Source organism: Agarivorans sp. DSG3-1, from assembly GCF_046774965.1.
Lineage (GTDB): Bacteria > Pseudomonadota > Gammaproteobacteria > Enterobacterales > Celerinatantimonadaceae > Agarivorans.
Genome location: NZ_CP177241.1, coordinates 1,854,070 through 1,869,739, shown reverse-complemented (window position 1 = coordinate 1,869,739; position 15,670 = coordinate 1,854,070). Strand labels below are relative to the sequence as shown.

Here is a 15,670-nt window from a genome sequence, read left to right as displayed (position 1 = left end):
TTTTCTTAACCTAATTGATGCTATAAACGATAAACAAACCTAAACTTGCTCCGGCGATAACATCACTAATGAAATGCACACCAAGCAATACTCGCGAGCAAGCCACTAAGCTTGCCCAGGTAAATGCAATACCAGACCAGCTGGGAAAAATTTGGGCGATACTTCCGGCCATGACAAAGGCGCCAGCACTGTGTCCAGATGGAAAGCTAAAGCGATCAGAAGGGCAGATAAATACCGGTAGTGACTTGGGGCGGTCTCGGCGAAACACTTGCTTCAGCACCAAGTAGCACATCAGCTCAATAACAAAGGCAGGTAAAGCAATACTCAAAAATGAGCCGGCAAATGGAGTGAATGCGATAATCCCGCCAAATAAGGCGTAGTAATAACCATCGCCGGAATGAGAGACCACCCGCGCCGCCTTAGCCACTTGCGCATTAAAGCGGTGGCCTAAACATGTAGCGGATATTGCATAATCCCACTGGCTCAATCGTTGTAACATACCAAGCTCCTTCCTGTGCTTTTCCACAGACTGGATAATTTGCTTTACCGCTAAATGAAGGTAACTTGACAAAACCATGACAATGTTCAGCTTAGTGATAACTTACACACTGAGAAGAACCTTACGAAGTAGGTGGATTAAGGGGACTTAAAGAGTTAATGACTAATGACAGTGTTTTTCCATCAATGTTGAAACAAGGATTCTCCTTGAACAACTTGCTTAGCGATATTGTCATCTAACAACGCGTAAACGCTCATAGTGTGGGCTAATTGATCCGCAGAAATACCTCGCCAAGCGCGTAATGGCGAATAAGGTGCTCTAAATATTGGCTGCATAGCTGCCACCACCTGCTCAGAAAAACGCGGTTGTTTTCGCTTCCCAAGTAAAGGCCCCGGTCGAAAAGCAATAAAGCGTTGGAACCCTAGCTGAGCCAGTTGGTTTTCAAGTTCGCCCTTCAGCCGCAAATAATGTGACAGTGAATGTGCATTTGCTAGATACGAAGAGATAAGCAAGCAATCGTTAACACCATTGCCTTTGGCCAATGTGGCAAACGCTAACGGTAGCTCCAAATCAATCTTACGCATCGCCGTTTTGCTGCCTGCTTGGCTAAGTGTAGTGCCTAAACAAATAAACAAGCTATCGCCTTTAATGTCTGCTTGCCACTGTGGCATATCAGCAAAATCAACCACGTGCTCGAGCAATTTTTCATCAGACACATTTAAGCTAGAGCGAACAAATACCACTACCTTGTGCCATTGTTCACTAGCCAGAAGTTGCGTCACTAATTGCAGGCCCACCAAACCTGTAGCGCCAATCACAATTGCAGTTTTGGTCACGCTTTATCCCCCCTTATTAATTTGTTATTGAGTCACTGGCTCTATTTTTACTTAGCCGTTAAGATGTCAGCTTGCTAAAATAGCCGATATATTGTGCGCCTCGCATTCAATAACTAATAATAAACCTAATCACTATAACGTGCAGTTAGGCAAACACAGATAACATAGACAAGGATTAATGAATGTCTGACCTAGTCAAAATTTTTGATACCACCCTTCGTGACGGTGAACAAGCCTTAGCAGCCAGCTTAACGGTGAAAGAAAAGCTGCAAATTGCATTCGCCTTAGAACGTTTAGGCGTAGACATTATGGAAGTGGGCTTTCCAATTTCTTCTCCTGGCGATTTTGACTCAGTACAAACCATTGCTCGAGAGATTAAAAACTCCACTGTCTGTGCATTATCTCGCGCACTACCAAAAGACATTGATGTAGCCGCCGAGGCACTAAAAGTTGCTGAAGCCTTCCGTATTCATACCTTTATATCTACATCAACCGTGCACGTAGAAAGCAAACTTAAACGTAGCTTTGACGACGTATTGGATATGGCAGTAAAAGCAGTAAAACACGCGCGTAACTATACCAACGACGTTGAATTTTCGTGTGAAGATGCCGGACGCACCCCTATTGATAATCTTTGCCGCATGGTTGAAGCCGCGATTAAAGCCGGCGCTACCACGGTAAATATTCCAGATACCGTTGGTTACACGCTTCCTAGCGAGTTTGGTGGCATTATTAGCAACCTATTTAATCGCGTACCTAATATTGACCAAGCCGTTATATCGGTTCACTGTCACGATGATTTGGGTTTATCGGTAGCTAACTCTATTGCAGCTGTGCAGCAAGGTGCTCGCCAAATAGAATGTACCTTAAACGGGATTGGCGAACGTGCAGGCAACTGCTCACTCGAAGAAGTGGCCATGATCATCAATACTCGTAAAGATCAGCTCGGCGGTTTAACCAGCAATATTAAGTCTCAAGAAATTTACCGCGCGAGTCAGTTAGTCAGTCATTTGTGTAACATGCCAGTACAAGCTAATAAAGCCATCGTTGGCAGCAACGCCTTTTCACACTCTTCAGGCATTCACCAAGATGGCATGTTGAAGAATGAAAATACTTACGAAATCATGACACCCGAGAGTATTGGTTTAAACAAAAACAGCTTAAACCTTACCTCACGCTCTGGTCGCCACGTAATCAAACACCGTATGCAGGAGTTAGGTTACAGCGAAGCTGATTACGACTTAAATGAATTATACGAGAGCTTTTTAGCACTCGCAGATCGTAAAGGCCAAGTCTTTGATTATGACTTAGAAGCCTTAGTATTTTTTAATAACTTACAAGATGAATCTGAGCATTATCGATTAGAGTACTTAAGTGCTCAAAGTGGCTCTGATGTGGTTTCAACCGCTACCGTTAAGCTTATCGCCGGTGAAGAGACAATACTCGAAGCCTCTACCGGGAATGGTCCCATCGATGCAGCCTACCGTTGCCTACGTAAAATAACCGGCTACGATATCAAGATCGACGATTACACTATTGAAGCCGCAGGCGGTGGCACAAGTGCTGCGCAAAAATCAGATATTAAAGATGCACTTGGTAAAGCCGATATTGTGGCAAACTACCAAGGCCGTAAATATCACGGCATGGGCCTAGCCACCGACATTGTTGAAGCTTCGGCTAAAGCCTTTGTTCACGTATTGAATCATATTCATCGCGCGGAACAAGTCGCCAAACAGAAACAATCTAAACTAGGCTAATAGCATTAAATCAGCCGGAGCAACAATGAAAAAAGGATTAATTCACTTACTCATTATCTCCGGCTTACTCAGTGCTTTTGCTGATGCAGAACAGCTCAGTTTTGACAGAAATGCAGGCAATTACAACTACCTCTGGAACGATCAACAAGGTAAGCAACAACAAATAGGCTTTAGTTTACTCAACTATCCACACCACCTCACAAAGTTTACTCAGTATCGCCCTCAACATGCTCAGCAATACGTGCTCTCTCAGCTAAAAAGCAGCCTAAGTAACATAGACCCTAAACAAGCACGAGTAACCTTTAATACTCAAAACGACCAACTCTCTTATCAGCTGCAGGGCAATGACCAAGCACTGTTAAAAGAAATAAATACTCAACTACACCAAGACATTGAGCAGCATTACCAAGACTATTTAAACCAACAATACTTTGTAGAACAACGTACCGTGGATGGTTCAATAGGAATTATGCCAGACCATAACCGTTTGGCTAAAGAGAGCGCCGAATATCTCACAAGTTGGTTAAACAGCAGCTTAAATGCTCTAGGGGACAAGGAAAGTAGCCCTAGGGAAGTCACTAATTATTTACTGGGGTTTGTACAATCTATTCCTTACAACCAACTACGCTCTAAAGACAATCTACGTGGCGCTGGTTACCTCACCCCAATTCAAGTTATTCGTAATAATGTAGGCGACTGCGATAGTAAATCTACTTTGATTGCTAGCGCCCTCAAAACGGCTTTTCCAAGGTTGGATATTGCCATTATTTATGTGCCAAATCATGCTTTGATTGCTTTGGCCATTCCAGCAAGAGCTAGTGATGAAACGGTGGAGATAAGAGGTAAGAAATTTGTACTTGCTGAACCCACTGGGCCAGCGTTGTTTCAATTAGGGAAAGTAGCAAAAAGCAGTTCCCAGTACATCCATTCAGGGCTTTATACCTATCAACGAATAGACTGGGAACCCCCAAAGTTTAAGAGAGTGAAGTAAACTCAACAGCGTAATCAATATCGCCTTCAGCTATACAACGTACCACTTTGCCCTTAGCACTAAAAGGTGCAACACCTTGACCACTTAAGGCGACTTCAACGTCATCGCCTAAGGCCAGTTTTACATCTTTTAAACTAATCCCCATGCCAGTAGCACTTAAGTCTTTACACAAACCCGAATAGCTTTGCTGGCCAACCCAGATACGTAACTCTGCATCAATTAGCATACGGTGAAATGCGCGCTTGTTTTCGTCTCCAATCATCTTTTACCTTCTATAGTTTTTCTTCTGCAAACGAGGCTAAACGGCTCCTCACTACGCCATTTAAGTAAACATTTGCACTTCCTTCAAAATCTTTAAAGCGCTCAACAATGTAAGTTAGCCCTGAGGTCACTGCCGACAAGTAATTGCTGTCAATTTGCGCTAAGTTACCACAGCATACCAATTTGGTTCCTTCACCGCAGCGAGTAATAATGGTTTTGAGCTGGGAAGCTGTTAAATTTTGACACTCATCCAAAAAGACAAAGGAATTTTGAATACTCCGTCCACGCATAAAGTTAACGGATTTGAACTGGATGTTGGCCTTTTCCATAATGTAATTCATTGAGCCTGACATCGATTCATCGTGTTTGTGCAGCACTTCCAAAGTATCGGTAATCGCTGCCAGCCAAGGGGCCATTTTCTCTTCTTCAGTACCGGGTAAAAAACCAATCGATTCAGCAATTTCAGGGGTATTTCGAGTAACAATAATCTTGTCGTAGATCCCTTTTTCTACCACCATTTCTAAAGCAGCAGCCATTGCCAGCAATGTTTTACCACACCCGGCAGGGCCAGTAAGAATGACCAAATCGATACTTGGATCGAGCAAGGCATCAAACGCCATACCTTGATAGATATTCTTAGGATGAACACCCCAAGCATGTTTTGCCATCAGCCGTTCATAACCTAAGTCTAGTAGCTCGACCTTTTGCTCATCCTTTTTTACAACTCGCGCAGCAAAACTTTCGGTATCATCCACAATGTATTGATTTACATAGCATGGGCCTAGGATCTCAGCATCAATAACATGGTGGGTATCTCGACCTTCAGAGCTACTTTCACAGTCTTTAACACGCCCCCAAAAGCTACCTTCAAACTCTACAAAGCCCTTTGCGAGTAAACGAATATCATCTATCAATTGATCGGTACGGTAATCTTCAACAAGTTTTAGACCGGCTCCTTTAGCCTTTAAGCGCATATTAATGTCTTTAGTAACAAGAACCACCTTTCGCGGGGCGTGCTTTTCTTGCAAATAGATAGCCGCATTAATAATACGGTTGTCGGGCTCATCAGCAGTAAAGTTTTGCTGATCTTTTTCTAAGGCGTGATCCGCAAAAATGGCGACTTTACCACTAGCTTGATTATCAGCTTCATTTTTGAGATTAATACCATTAACAATTTCTTCTGGAGACGCATCGGCAAAGACATCCTCTAGAGAGCGAATAGCTACTCGAGCATCGCGACTTACGTCTTTTTGCCTATCTTTAATTCGGTCTAATTCTTCGAGTACCGTCATCGGGATGACAACATCGTGTTCTTGAAATGAGTAAATAGCGAGGGGTTCGTGCAGAAGCACATTAGTGTCGAGAATGAACAGTTTACTTGGAGCGTTATTTTCCATATTTGCCCTCCATAGGCCAACAGGCGATGTGAGAAGTATTGCAAACGTTCATCCTCAGGCTAAATCATCCTGATCGGCATTACAAATTAATAGTAATCAACTTAAACCAACTGCTTATAATTTAACCGTTAACTATCCGATCAACTTTATGCCAATAAGGAGTGTCATCATTGCTCGATTCTCGTAATTCTATTTCTACCTCACCGTGGCTAGCCCGTTTTGTTTCTTTGGGTATTTGGTTTTTTGGGAAGGCATACTCCCTAGCCAGTTCTTTCTGAAATAACTCATTTTCGACATCACCAGTCATTGTTACCAAGTATTTTGCATCACCCAGCATTTTTAAAGTGAACCAACCAGCAGCGTAATAGGTCAATATTGAGCTCTCTACATTCATTGGGATAGTAAATGCCTTAACTGCTTGGTGGTTTTTATCCAAAGCGATAAATACCGGTAAGAAATATTTTGTGCCTGTAAAGCCATCTCCAGATATGAATGACTTAACTTTTATATATTTGCCTTTAGAGCTAGGAAGTTCATAAGCTTTAAAAAAACTTCGATTACCAGCAAATTCTTTCACATCAAGCGCAGAACCAAACTCTATGGAATGTTCACCCAATTTCAATAACTCAAAATCCATATCATCGTAAGTGGCGCAGCAAATAGAAGCATCCACTAACTCAAGCTTTCGAGACTTTTCTGTCGACGCACACCCTGTAAGAAGTAAGCCAACGGTAATCAGCAAAAATATTCGAATTAACATAGAGTTCCTTTCCATCTAATATCAAAAATAGCAGTTCGTACATCTTAGCATTTTCTTAAAGTAGCATATTCATGCTTCCAAAATAACAATTCAGCTTTGTATATTTATCAGCAAAATACTTAAGATAAATAGCTCGTAAACTAGTCAGGTTAACCGGTCATATGGAAGCGGGTTAAACATGAAACTGCCTATAGTGTTGGGTGGGGATGTTGTTTGTATGGCGCGATAAATCGCAGGCAATAAAAAAGCCCGCTCATTGAGCGGGCTTAGTAATAGGAGCCTGGCAGTGACCTACTTTCACATGGGGAAACCCCACACTATCATCGGCGCAGTTGCGTTTCACTTCTGAGTTCGGCATGGGTTCAGGTGGGTCCACAACGCTATTGCCACCAGGCAAAAACTTGTTGTCTTTAACATTCGAAAAAGCTGAAACATCCCACGAGTCTAACAAGCACTCTTGGTTTCTAAATAAGATAATCTTCATCAAACATACACACCACTTAGGTGTTGTATGGTTAAGCCTCACGGGTAATTAGTACAAGTTAGCTCAATGCCTCACAGCACTTACACACCTTGCCTATCAACGTTGTAGTCTCCAACGGCCCTTCAGGGGACTTAAAGTCCCAGTGAGAATTAATCTCAAGGCCTGCTTCCCGCTTAGATGCTTTCAGCGGTTATCAGTTCCGAACGTAGCTACTGGGCAATGCTATTGGCATAACAACCCAAACACCAGCGGTTCGTCCACTCCGGTCCTCTCGTACTAGGAGCAGCTCCCTTCAATTCTCAAACGCCCACGGCAGATAGGGACCGAACTGTCTCACGACGTTCTAAACCCAGCTCGCGTACCACTTTAAATGGCGAACAGCCATACCCTTGGGACCGACTTCAGCCCCAGGATGTGATGAGCCGACATCGAGGTGCCAAACACCGCCGTCGATATGAACTCTTGGGCGGTATCAGCCTGTTATCCCCGGAGTACCTTTTATCCGTTGAGCGATGGCCCTTCCATACAGAACCACCGGATCACTATGACCTACTTTCGTACCTGCTCGACGTGTCTGTCTCGCAGTTAAGCTGGCTTATGCCATTGCACTAACCGTACGATGTCCGACCGTACTTAGCCAACCTTCGTGCTCCTCCGTTACTCTTTGGGAGGAGACCGCCCCAGTCAAACTACCCACCAGACACTGTCCGCAATCCCGATAAGGGACCAACGTTAGAACATCAACACTACAAGGGTGGTATTTCAAGGTCGGCTCCACATCATCTAGCGACAACGCTTCAAAGCCTCCCACCTATCCTACACATGTAGGGTCAATGTTCAGTGTCAAGCTGTAGTAAAGGTTCACGGGGTCTTTCCGTCTAGCCGCGGGTACACCGCATCTTCACGGCAATTTCAATTTCACTGAGTCTCGGGTGGAGACAGCTTGGCCATCATTACGCCATTCGTGCAGGTCGGAACTTACCCGACAAGGAATTTCGCTACCTTAGGACCGTTATAGTTACGGCCGCCGTTTACCGGGGCTTCGATCAATAGCTTCGTCCAAAGACTAACCACATCAATTAACCTTCCGGCACCGGGCAGGCGTCACACCGTATACGTCATCTTTCGATTTAGCACAGTGCTGTGTTTTTAATAAACAGTTGCAGCCAACTGGTATCTGCGACTCTCAGCAGCTTAGGGAGTAAATCCCATCACCATCAAGAGCGTACCTTCTCCCGAAGTTACGGTACCATTTTGCCTAGTTCCTTCACCCGAGTTCTCTCAAGCGCCTTGGTATTCTCTACCCAACCACCTGTGTCGGTTTGGGGTACGGTTTCGTATAATCTGAAGCTTAGAGACTTTTCCTGGAAGCAGGGCATCAACCACTTCATGTCCGTAGACACTCGTCATCAATTCTCAGCCTTAGACACCCGGATTTTCCTAAGTGTCCAGCCTACAACCTTAAACATGGATAACCATCACCATGCTGGCCTAGCCTTCTCCGTCCTCCCATCGCAATTATACGAAGTACAGGAATATTAACCTGTTTCCCATCGACTACACTTTTCAGTCTCGCCTTAGGGGCCGACTCACCCTGCTCTGATTAACATTGAACAGGAAACCTTGGTCTTTCGGCGAGGGGGCTTTTCACCCCCTTTATCGTTACTCATGTCAACATTCGCACTTCTGATACCTCCAGCAAGCCTTACGACTCACCTTCAACGGCTTACAGAACGCTCCTCTACCATGCTTACAAAGTAAGCATCCGTAGCTTCGGTGCATAGCTTAGCCCCGTTACATCTTCCGCGCAGGCCGACTCGACCAGTGAGCTATTACGCTTTCTTTAAATGATGGCTGCTTCTAAGCCAACATCCTGGCTGTCTAAGCCTTCCCACATCGTTTCCCACTTAGCTATGACTTTGGGACCTTAGCTGACGGTCTGGGTTGTTTCCCTTTCCACGACGGACGTTAGCACCCGCCGTGTGTCTCCCGGATAGTACTTAGTGGTATTCGGAGTTTGCAAAGGGTTGGTAAGTCGGGATGACCCCCTAGCCTTAACAGTGCTCTACCCCCACTAGTATTCGTCCGAGGCGCTACCTAAATAGCTTTCGAGGAGAACCAGCTATCTCCCGGTTTGATTGGCCTTTCACCCCCAGCCACAAGTCATCCGCTAATTTTTCAACATTAGTCGGTTCGGTCCTCCAATTGGTGTTACCCAATCTTCAACCTGCCCATGGCTAGATCACCGGGTTTCGGGTCTAATCCCAGCAACTATGCGCGCAGTTAACACTCGGTTTCCCTACGGCTCCGCTATTCGCTTAACCTTGCTACTGAAATTAAGTCGTTGACCCATTATACAAAAGGTACGCAGTCACCCCACGAAGGGGCTCCCACTGCTTGTACGTATACGGTTTCAGGTTCTATTTCACTCCCCTCACAGGGGTTCTTTTCGCCTTTCCCTCACGGTACTGGTTCACTATCGGTCAGTCAGGAGTATTTAGCCTTGGAGGATGGTCCCCCCATATTCAGACAACATATCACGTGTGCCGTCCTACTCGATTTCACTTAAAGTAGATTTTCATGTACGGGGCTATCACCCTGTATCGCTGTCCTTTCCAGAACATTCCACTAATCACATAAAAGCTTAAGGGCTAATCCGGGTTCGCTCGCCGCTACTACCAGAATCTCGGTTGATTTCTTTTCCTCCGGGTACTTAGATGTTTCAGTTCCCCGGGTTCGCCTCGCAACGCTATGTATTCACGTTGCGATACTGCATAAAATGCAGTGGGTTTCCCCATTCGGAAATCCATGTCTATAACGTCTTTTATCGACTTAACATGGCTTATCGCAGATTAACACGTCCTTCATCGCCTCTGACTGCCAAGGCATCCACCGTATACGCTTAGTCACTTAACCATACAACACCTAAATGTTGTCGCTTAACTAACTTGAATGGTCAGGCTGTATAAATCCTGCCATTCGAGTACGATCACCTTATTTTTTTGAATACCAAAAACACTTGTTATTTAACTCGTATTTTTGAGATATTTTTTATCAGCTTTTCCAAATTGTTAAAGAGCAATTGGTTTCTTAGAAACCAAAGCTAAGCACTGTATAAACAAATGCTTAGCTTTGTATTCTCAAACCAAAGAGAGAAATGGTATCCCGTACGAGATTTGAACTCGTGTTACCGCCGTGAAAGGGCGGTGTCCTAGGCCTCTAGACGAACGGGACACTGTAAAGCTGTTCTCGTTGGTCCTAAACCGCACTAGAACTTATCTCTCTTTATCTTTTCATCAAGCAATCTGTGTGAACACGTCACAGGAACATCAGCATCATAATAAGGAGGTGATCCAGCCCCAGGTTCCCCTAGGGCTACCTTGTTACGACTTCACCCCAGTCATGAACCACAAAGTGGTGAGCGTCCTCCCGAAGGTTAAACTACCCACTTCTTTTGCAGCCCACTCCCATGGTGTGACGGGCGGTGTGTACAAGGCCCGGGAACGTATTCACCGTAGCATTCTGATCTACGATTACTAGCGATTCCGACTTCACGGAGTCGAGTTGCAGACTCCGATCCGGACTACGACATGCTTTTTGGGGTCCGCTTACTCTCGCGAGTTCGCATCCCTCTGTACATGCCATTGTAGCACGTGTGTAGCCCTGCCCGTAAGGGCCATGATGACTTGACGTCGTCCCCACCTTCCTCCGGTTTATCACCGGCAGTCTCCCTAGAGTTCCCACCATTACGTGCTGGCAAATAAGGATAGGGGTTGCGCTCGTTGCGGGACTTAACCCAACATCTCACGACACGAGCTGACGACAGCCATGCAGCACCTGTATCTAAGTTCCCGAAGGCACCAAACTATCTCTAGTAAGTTCTTAGTATGTCAAGGGCAGGTAAGGTTCTTCGCGTTGCATCGAATTAAACCACATGCTCCACCGCTTGTGCGGGCCCCCGTCAATTCATTTGAGTTTTAACCTTGCGGCCGTACTCCCCAGGCGGTCTACTTAATGCGTTAGCTGCGTTACCCACGAGTTAAACTCACAGACAACTAGTAGACATCGTTTACGGCGTGGACTACCAGGGTATCTAATCCTGTTTGCTCCCCACGCTTTCGTACATGAGCGTCAGTTTTTGTCCAGGTGGCCGCCTTCGCCACTGGTATTCCTTCAGATCTCTACGCATTTCACCGCTACACCTGAAATTCTACCACCCTCTACAAAACTCTAGCTTCCCAGTTCCAAATGCCATTCCCAGGTTGAGCCCGGGGATTTCACATCTGGCTTAAAAAGCCGCCTGCGTACGCTTTACGCCCAGTAATTCCGATTAACGCTCGGACCCTCCGTATTACCGCGGCTGCTGGCACGGAGTTAGCCGGTCCTTCTTCTGTCGCTAACGTCAAAGATAGCAAGTATTAATTACTACCCCTTCCTCACGACTGAAAGTGCTTTACAACCCGAAGGCCTTCTTCACACACGCGGCATGGCTGCATCAGGCTTTCGCCCATTGTGCAATATTCCCCACTGCTGCCTCCCGTAGGAGTCTGGGCCGTGTCTCAGTCCCAGTGTGGCTGATCATCCTCTCAAACCAGCTAGGGATCGTCGCCTTGGTAAGCCATTACCTTACCAACTAGCTAATCCCACTTGGGCTAATCTCTACGCGAAAGGTGCCGAAGCATCCCCTCCTTTGGTCCGAAGACATTATGCGGTATTAGCAGTCGTTTCCAACTGTTGTCCCCCACGTAAAGGCATATTCCCAAGCATTACTCACCCGTCCGCCGCTCGTCATCTTCTAGCAAGCTAGAAATGTTACCGCTCGACTTGCATGTGTTAAGCCTGCCGCCAGCGTTCAATCTGAGCCATGATCAAACTCTTCAATCAAAGTTTTTTCGCTCAAAGTAAAAACTGAAAATTATTACTGTTAAAACAGTGCAAGCATCCAGTTCACTTAAGCTAATTTTTTCGCTTAATGCCCTGTGAGTGCTCACACAGATTGCTTGATAAATTGTTAAAGAGCGTTGCTTCGTTGCCGAAGCGAGGTGCGCATTCTACGCTTTCCTCTGTGGCTGTCAACCGCTTTTTAATATTAATTAAGAAGAAGTTTTTGCGCCGCTAATAAAGCCTCAGGCCTTACCAACCCTGACATCGTTTCTACATCGCTTTGCAGCGCCGCTTGCCGTGTCAGTGGAGTCGCATTATAGGGATCCGCGATTTTGGTGCAAGCGTTTTTTGAAGAAAATCACAGAAATCGAGTCAAGTGTTCAGATAGTAGTCAGAAGCTGTGATTTTAGTTGGTTTTATCTACAATTAGAGCCGTTTTATCGTGATGATCTTTGGTGACCAATAAACATTATCGAGTCGAGAAAAGATCACGCCTTTAGAAGTAGATGCATGAAGAAAGAGCTGTTGGTCATAAATGACACCAACGTGTCTCACTTTATGGCTGGTTTTAAAGAACACCAAATCACCGGTACGCGCTTTAGCTAAGTTAACGGTTTTACCCTGCTGCATTTGGGCTTGTGTCGTTCGAGGAAGCTGCTTTTGGTAGATACTACTATATAGGTGTTGCACAAAAGCGGAACAATCAATCCCTGCTTTGTTCGATCCCCCTAATTTGTAGGGCGTACCTTGCCACTGTTTATGTAGAGCCAAGAACTGAGTTTGCTCGCCGCTTATTGCATTAGCTTGCTGGTTCACCCCACCGCTAGTAGATGACTGACTACTGCAACCCACCAGCCACATTCCAGCAATGAACAAAGCCAGAAGCTGGTAACTACGCACGACGTTATTAGCTAATTCAAACTTCATCACTATTTGGGCCGCTGGATAGTAAAGCTTTGACCGTTTGCCCAGTACTCTCCACCACCTAAACGACCTAAAGGATTTAGCGCGTTGGTATCTAGATCCATACGGCCTTCATTCATTGTGGCAAATTGTTCTTCTATATATAGGTGTAATACTTTAAGGATGATCATCGACTGCGGCGTATTCCCGATAGACTGCATCTCAAACAGTTCACACGCCATGGCAATAGGTGCATCAGCTAAACGTGGTAATGCAAACCCTTCGAAAGAAGCAAGTTCTAGTTGCTGTTGAACAATCTCAGATTCACCATAAGGCAAGGTTTTTGCTGATTCCGTTACTTGCTTGGCTTGTTCTGCACTGGCGATATGCACTACACAGTATTTACCGTTCTGAATATTGACCTTGGTGTCTTTATCACTGCCGTCGGGCTTCTTACCCACCGATAGCATGATCAATGGTGGATCTGAGCTAATTGCAGTGAAATAAGAAAAAGGAGCGAGATTATAAGAAGTGGGCTGGCCATTATCGCTAAGTACCCACGCAATAGGACGAGGTACAATGGTTTGAGTCATGCAATGATAAACTTGCTTACTTAACAAGTCGGCAAAGTCGATATACACCTAAAAGCTCCTTAATATAGGAAGGCGGTAAACAACAAACCCGCAATAGCGGGCTTGTTTATCAGTATAGAACGAAATAACTAGTCTTTAGCCATTACCTCAGACAATGCCGCTAAACACAAACTAACATTCTCTTGGCGAGCTGCGTAGCCCATCAAACCAATACGCCAAGCTTTACCTGCAAACTTACCCAAGCCAGCACCAATTTCTAAATTGTAATCATTAAGCAACCGAGATCGAATTGCTTGCTCGTCTACCCCTTCAGGAATGGCGACCAGATTTAGCTGAGGCAAGCGGCAACTCTCATCCACCATTAAATCTAAACCTAGTCTAGCTAAACCTTCAGCAAGTACAGTATGTTGCTGAGCATGACGTTGCCAAGATGCTTCTAATCCTTCTTTATGTAACATTAGTAAGGATTCGTGTAGGGCATATAAAGCTGTTACTGGAGCTGTATGATGATACGAGCGTTTTTGCTCGCCTGACCAATAACCCATGACTAAGGTTTGATCTAAAAACCAGCTTTGAACTTTAGTTTTTCGTTGCTTGAGTTTATCTACTGCGGCCTGACTAAAACTAACTGGAGACAACCCCGGTACACAAGACAAACACTTTTGACTGCCTGAATAAATGGCATCAATGCCCCATTCATCTACTTTAAGAGGAATGCCACCCAATGAAGTCACTGCATCTACAATAGTTAAGCTGCCATTTTTCTTGGCTAAGGCACATAAGGCTTGTGCGTCTGATGCGACACCGGTGGATGTTTCTGCATGCACAAACGCCAACACTTTGGTATCAGGGTATTGCTCAAATGCTTTAGAGACTTTTGTAAGAGAAACCGGTTCACCCCAATTGTCTTCAACGACGATAGGCACCGCACCACAGCGCTCCGCATTCTCTAGCATGCGCTGACCAAATACACCGTTAATACATACAATTACCTTATCGCCTGGTTCAAGTAGATTAACAAAGCACGTTTCCATGCCTGCAGAGCCTGGTGCTGATACTGCGAACGTATGCTGATTAGTAGTTTGAAATGCATATTGCAGTAAGGCTTTAATCTCATCCATCATATTCACAAACAAGGGGTCTAAATGACCAATAATTGGTCGACTTTGCGCTTGTAATACTTGAGGAGAAATATCTGAAGGGCCTGGACCCATTAAGGTACGGCGCGGGGGATTAAAAGAACTTACGTCCATCCTAATGTCCTTATATTTATATTGTTATTTATTGTAATTATCTGTGTTGCGTAATTACTCTAACATTGCCTTAACAAAAGTTGAACGTAAAATGTACAGCTGCGCATCGACACTTTGTTTAACGCTATAAATTGCACAGTGAAGCACTCGGTAACAACTTCGATATTGATAAGCAATTGCTAGTTTCAACCTAAAACAACACTGCGAACCCTTTAATAAAAATAACTAAGTCTAACAAGGTTAACATTACAGTTAGTGAATAGCTGAAAAACCCCAATAATCAGCACTTACTTGAATAAGATCAAACTACCAACAACGCATTAACAAAAAAGTACACCATTTAACCTGTAGATCACCAGTAATGACGAGCTTGTTAAGCCTGCCTAGTACCTAAAAATTGATCTAAAACATAAAACAGCCCGACTTTAACAATGTCCAACAATCCCATACAGATAAAAGGGCAAGGCAATTATTAGAGCACTTAAAATGGCGTAGAATAAATAGTCAAATCGCGATCAAGCCCTCCCCCTTGTAACTCTCCTTAACAAACAGGCTATAAATCTAGAAACTTGGTTCAAAATCTAAACAATAGTTAATTATTCCTCGCTAGAATTTGTACTCTAAATTCATTTTAATGAATAACTATTCGCCTATTTTTTCACTAAAAATAAAGCTCCACAGAAAAGACAGTTAAATTAGTTTTTCTAATGCAAAAGATGCAGTTTATTTTGTTTGAGAAAGCCGCAGAGCAAGCCTAAGATGGCCCCATCAACTGAGATGAGGTCCTAGATTATGAGCACTAACACAAATACTATCGGCAACAACAAAAACACGTCTTTCTTACAGCACGCTGTAGAGGTTTACCAACTTTGTAATGTTTGGCTGTTACGCCAAAAAACACGACGTCAATTAGCCCAATTACCTGCGTACTTATTACGTGATATTGGTTTAAGCGAAGCTGATCGCTACCAAGAGTCTCGTAAGCACTTCTGGGAAAACTAAAACAAACGCGTTTTTCGCCAAGGATCTCAGGCTTATTTAGAACGGCATGC

At 44.5% G+C, this 15,670-nt stretch carries 11 protein-coding genes, 1 tRNA gene and 3 rRNA genes; 3 read left to right on the top strand and 12 right to left on the bottom strand.

All coding sequences use genetic code 11. From position 1 onward, the window contains the following. Positions 1–10 precede the first annotated feature (10 nt). Both ACLD71_RS08825 and ACLD71_RS08820 read right to left on the bottom strand, forming a co-directional pair. Positions 11–499, bottom strand: coding sequence for a phosphatase PAP2 family protein (locus tag ACLD71_RS08825; protein ID WP_137673612.1), 489 nt, complete (start codon positions 497–499; stop codon positions 11–13). 182 nt (positions 500–681) lie between these two features. Beyond that, the gene (locus tag ACLD71_RS08820; RefSeq protein WP_411994251.1) at positions 682–1,335 is read right to left on the bottom strand and encodes an NAD(P)H-binding protein; all 654 of its coding nucleotides are present in this window, start codon (positions 1,333–1,335) and stop codon (positions 682–684) included. Between the two features lie 182 nt (positions 1,336–1,517). Between ACLD71_RS08820 and leuA the strand changes: the two genes are divergently transcribed. After that, positions 1,518–3,092, top strand: coding sequence for a 2-isopropylmalate synthase (gene leuA, locus ACLD71_RS08815; protein WP_137673610.1), 1,575 nt, complete (start codon positions 1,518–1,520; stop codon positions 3,090–3,092). A gap of 25 nt (positions 3,093–3,117) precedes the next feature. Next, entirely contained in the window at positions 3,118–4,083 is a 966-nt protein-coding gene (locus ACLD71_RS08810) for a hypothetical protein (RefSeq protein WP_411994250.1), read from the top strand. Here ACLD71_RS08810 and ACLD71_RS08805 read toward each other — a convergent pair. The 10 genes from ACLD71_RS08805 to ACLD71_RS08760 all read right to left on the bottom strand — a co-directional run bounded on the left by ACLD71_RS08805 (position 4,067) and on the right by ACLD71_RS08760 (position 14,618). Then, complete coding sequence (locus ACLD71_RS08805) at positions 4,067–4,345, bottom strand: PilZ domain-containing protein (RefSeq protein ID WP_137673608.1); 279 nt, start codon at positions 4,343–4,345, stop codon at positions 4,067–4,069. The genes ACLD71_RS08810 and ACLD71_RS08805 overlap by 17 nt on opposite strands. Before the next feature lie 10 nt (positions 4,346–4,355). Then, complete coding sequence (locus tag ACLD71_RS08800) at positions 4,356–5,741, bottom strand: PhoH family protein (RefSeq protein WP_411994248.1); 1,386 nt, start codon at positions 5,739–5,741, stop codon at positions 4,356–4,358. A 121-nt stretch (positions 5,742–5,862) separates the two neighbouring features. Continuing rightward, positions 5,863–6,501, bottom strand: coding sequence for a hypothetical protein (locus ACLD71_RS08795; RefSeq protein ID WP_411994246.1), 639 nt, complete (start codon positions 6,499–6,501; stop codon positions 5,863–5,865). 278 nt (positions 6,502–6,779) lie between these two features. Then, positions 6,780–6,895 (bottom strand): 5S ribosomal RNA (gene rrf / locus ACLD71_RS08790). A gap of 117 nt (positions 6,896–7,012) precedes the next feature. Next, positions 7,013–9,901, bottom strand: a 23S ribosomal RNA gene (locus tag ACLD71_RS08785). Positions 9,902–10,143: 242 nt separating this feature from the next. Beyond that, a tRNA-Glu gene (locus ACLD71_RS08780) sits at positions 10,144–10,219 on the bottom strand. 107 nt (positions 10,220–10,326) lie between these two features. Then, positions 10,327–11,869 (bottom strand): 16S ribosomal RNA (locus ACLD71_RS08775). Together the 16S, 23S and 5S rRNA genes with 1 tRNA gene alongside form the textbook arrangement of a ribosomal RNA operon. Before the next feature lie 426 nt (positions 11,870–12,295). Continuing rightward, positions 12,296–12,796 (bottom strand): C40 family peptidase, encoded by a 501-nt coding sequence (locus ACLD71_RS08770; protein WP_411994842.1) that lies wholly within the window; start codon positions 12,794–12,796, stop codon positions 12,296–12,298. Between the two features lie 2 nt (positions 12,797–12,798). Further along, positions 12,799–13,413 carry a flavin reductase family protein gene (locus ACLD71_RS08765; protein WP_411994244.1) on the bottom strand — a complete coding sequence of 205 codons (615 nt, stop codon included), beginning with the start codon at positions 13,411–13,413 and terminating at the stop codon, positions 12,799–12,801. Between the two features lie 80 nt (positions 13,414–13,493). After that, on the bottom strand, positions 13,494–14,618 hold the full coding sequence (locus tag ACLD71_RS08760) for a pyridoxal-phosphate-dependent aminotransferase family protein (protein WP_411994242.1): 1,125 nt from the start codon (positions 14,616–14,618) through the stop codon (positions 13,494–13,496). 792 nt (positions 14,619–15,410) lie between these two features. Between ACLD71_RS08760 and ACLD71_RS08755 the strand changes: the two genes are divergently transcribed. Next, positions 15,411–15,620: a DUF1127 domain-containing protein gene (locus ACLD71_RS08755; protein ID WP_137673896.1), complete on the top strand. Its 210-nt coding sequence runs from the start codon at positions 15,411–15,413 to the stop codon at positions 15,618–15,620. Positions 15,621–15,670: the final 50 nt, after the last annotated feature.

Coding starts and splice junctions, on each gene's coding strand:
- ACLD71_RS08825 (WP_137673612.1), bottom strand. CDS start 499: ATGTTACAACGATTGAGCCAGTGGGATTATGCAATATCCGCTACATGT.
- leuA (WP_137673610.1), top strand. CDS start 1,518: ATGTCTGACCTAGTCAAAATTTTTGATACCACCCTTCGTGACGGTGAA.
- ACLD71_RS08810 (WP_411994250.1), top strand. CDS start 3,118: ATGAAAAAAGGATTAATTCACTTACTCATTATCTCCGGCTTACTCAGT.
- ACLD71_RS08805 (WP_137673608.1), bottom strand. CDS start 4,345: ATGATTGGAGACGAAAACAAGCGCGCATTTCACCGTATGCTAATTGAT.
- ACLD71_RS08800 (WP_411994248.1), bottom strand. CDS start 5,741: ATGGAAAATAACGCTCCAAGTAAACTGTTCATTCTCGACACTAATGTG.
- ACLD71_RS08795 (WP_411994246.1), bottom strand. CDS start 6,501: ATGTTAATTCGAATATTTTTGCTGATTACCGTTGGCTTACTTCTTACA.
- ACLD71_RS08770 (WP_411994842.1), bottom strand. CDS start 12,796: ATGAAGTTTGAATTAGCTAATAACGTCGTGCGTAGTTACCAGCTTCTG.
- ACLD71_RS08760 (WP_411994242.1), bottom strand. CDS start 14,618: ATGGACGTAAGTTCTTTTAATCCCCCGCGCCGTACCTTAATGGGTCCA.
- ACLD71_RS08755 (WP_137673896.1), top strand. CDS start 15,411: ATGAGCACTAACACAAATACTATCGGCAACAACAAAAACACGTCTTTC.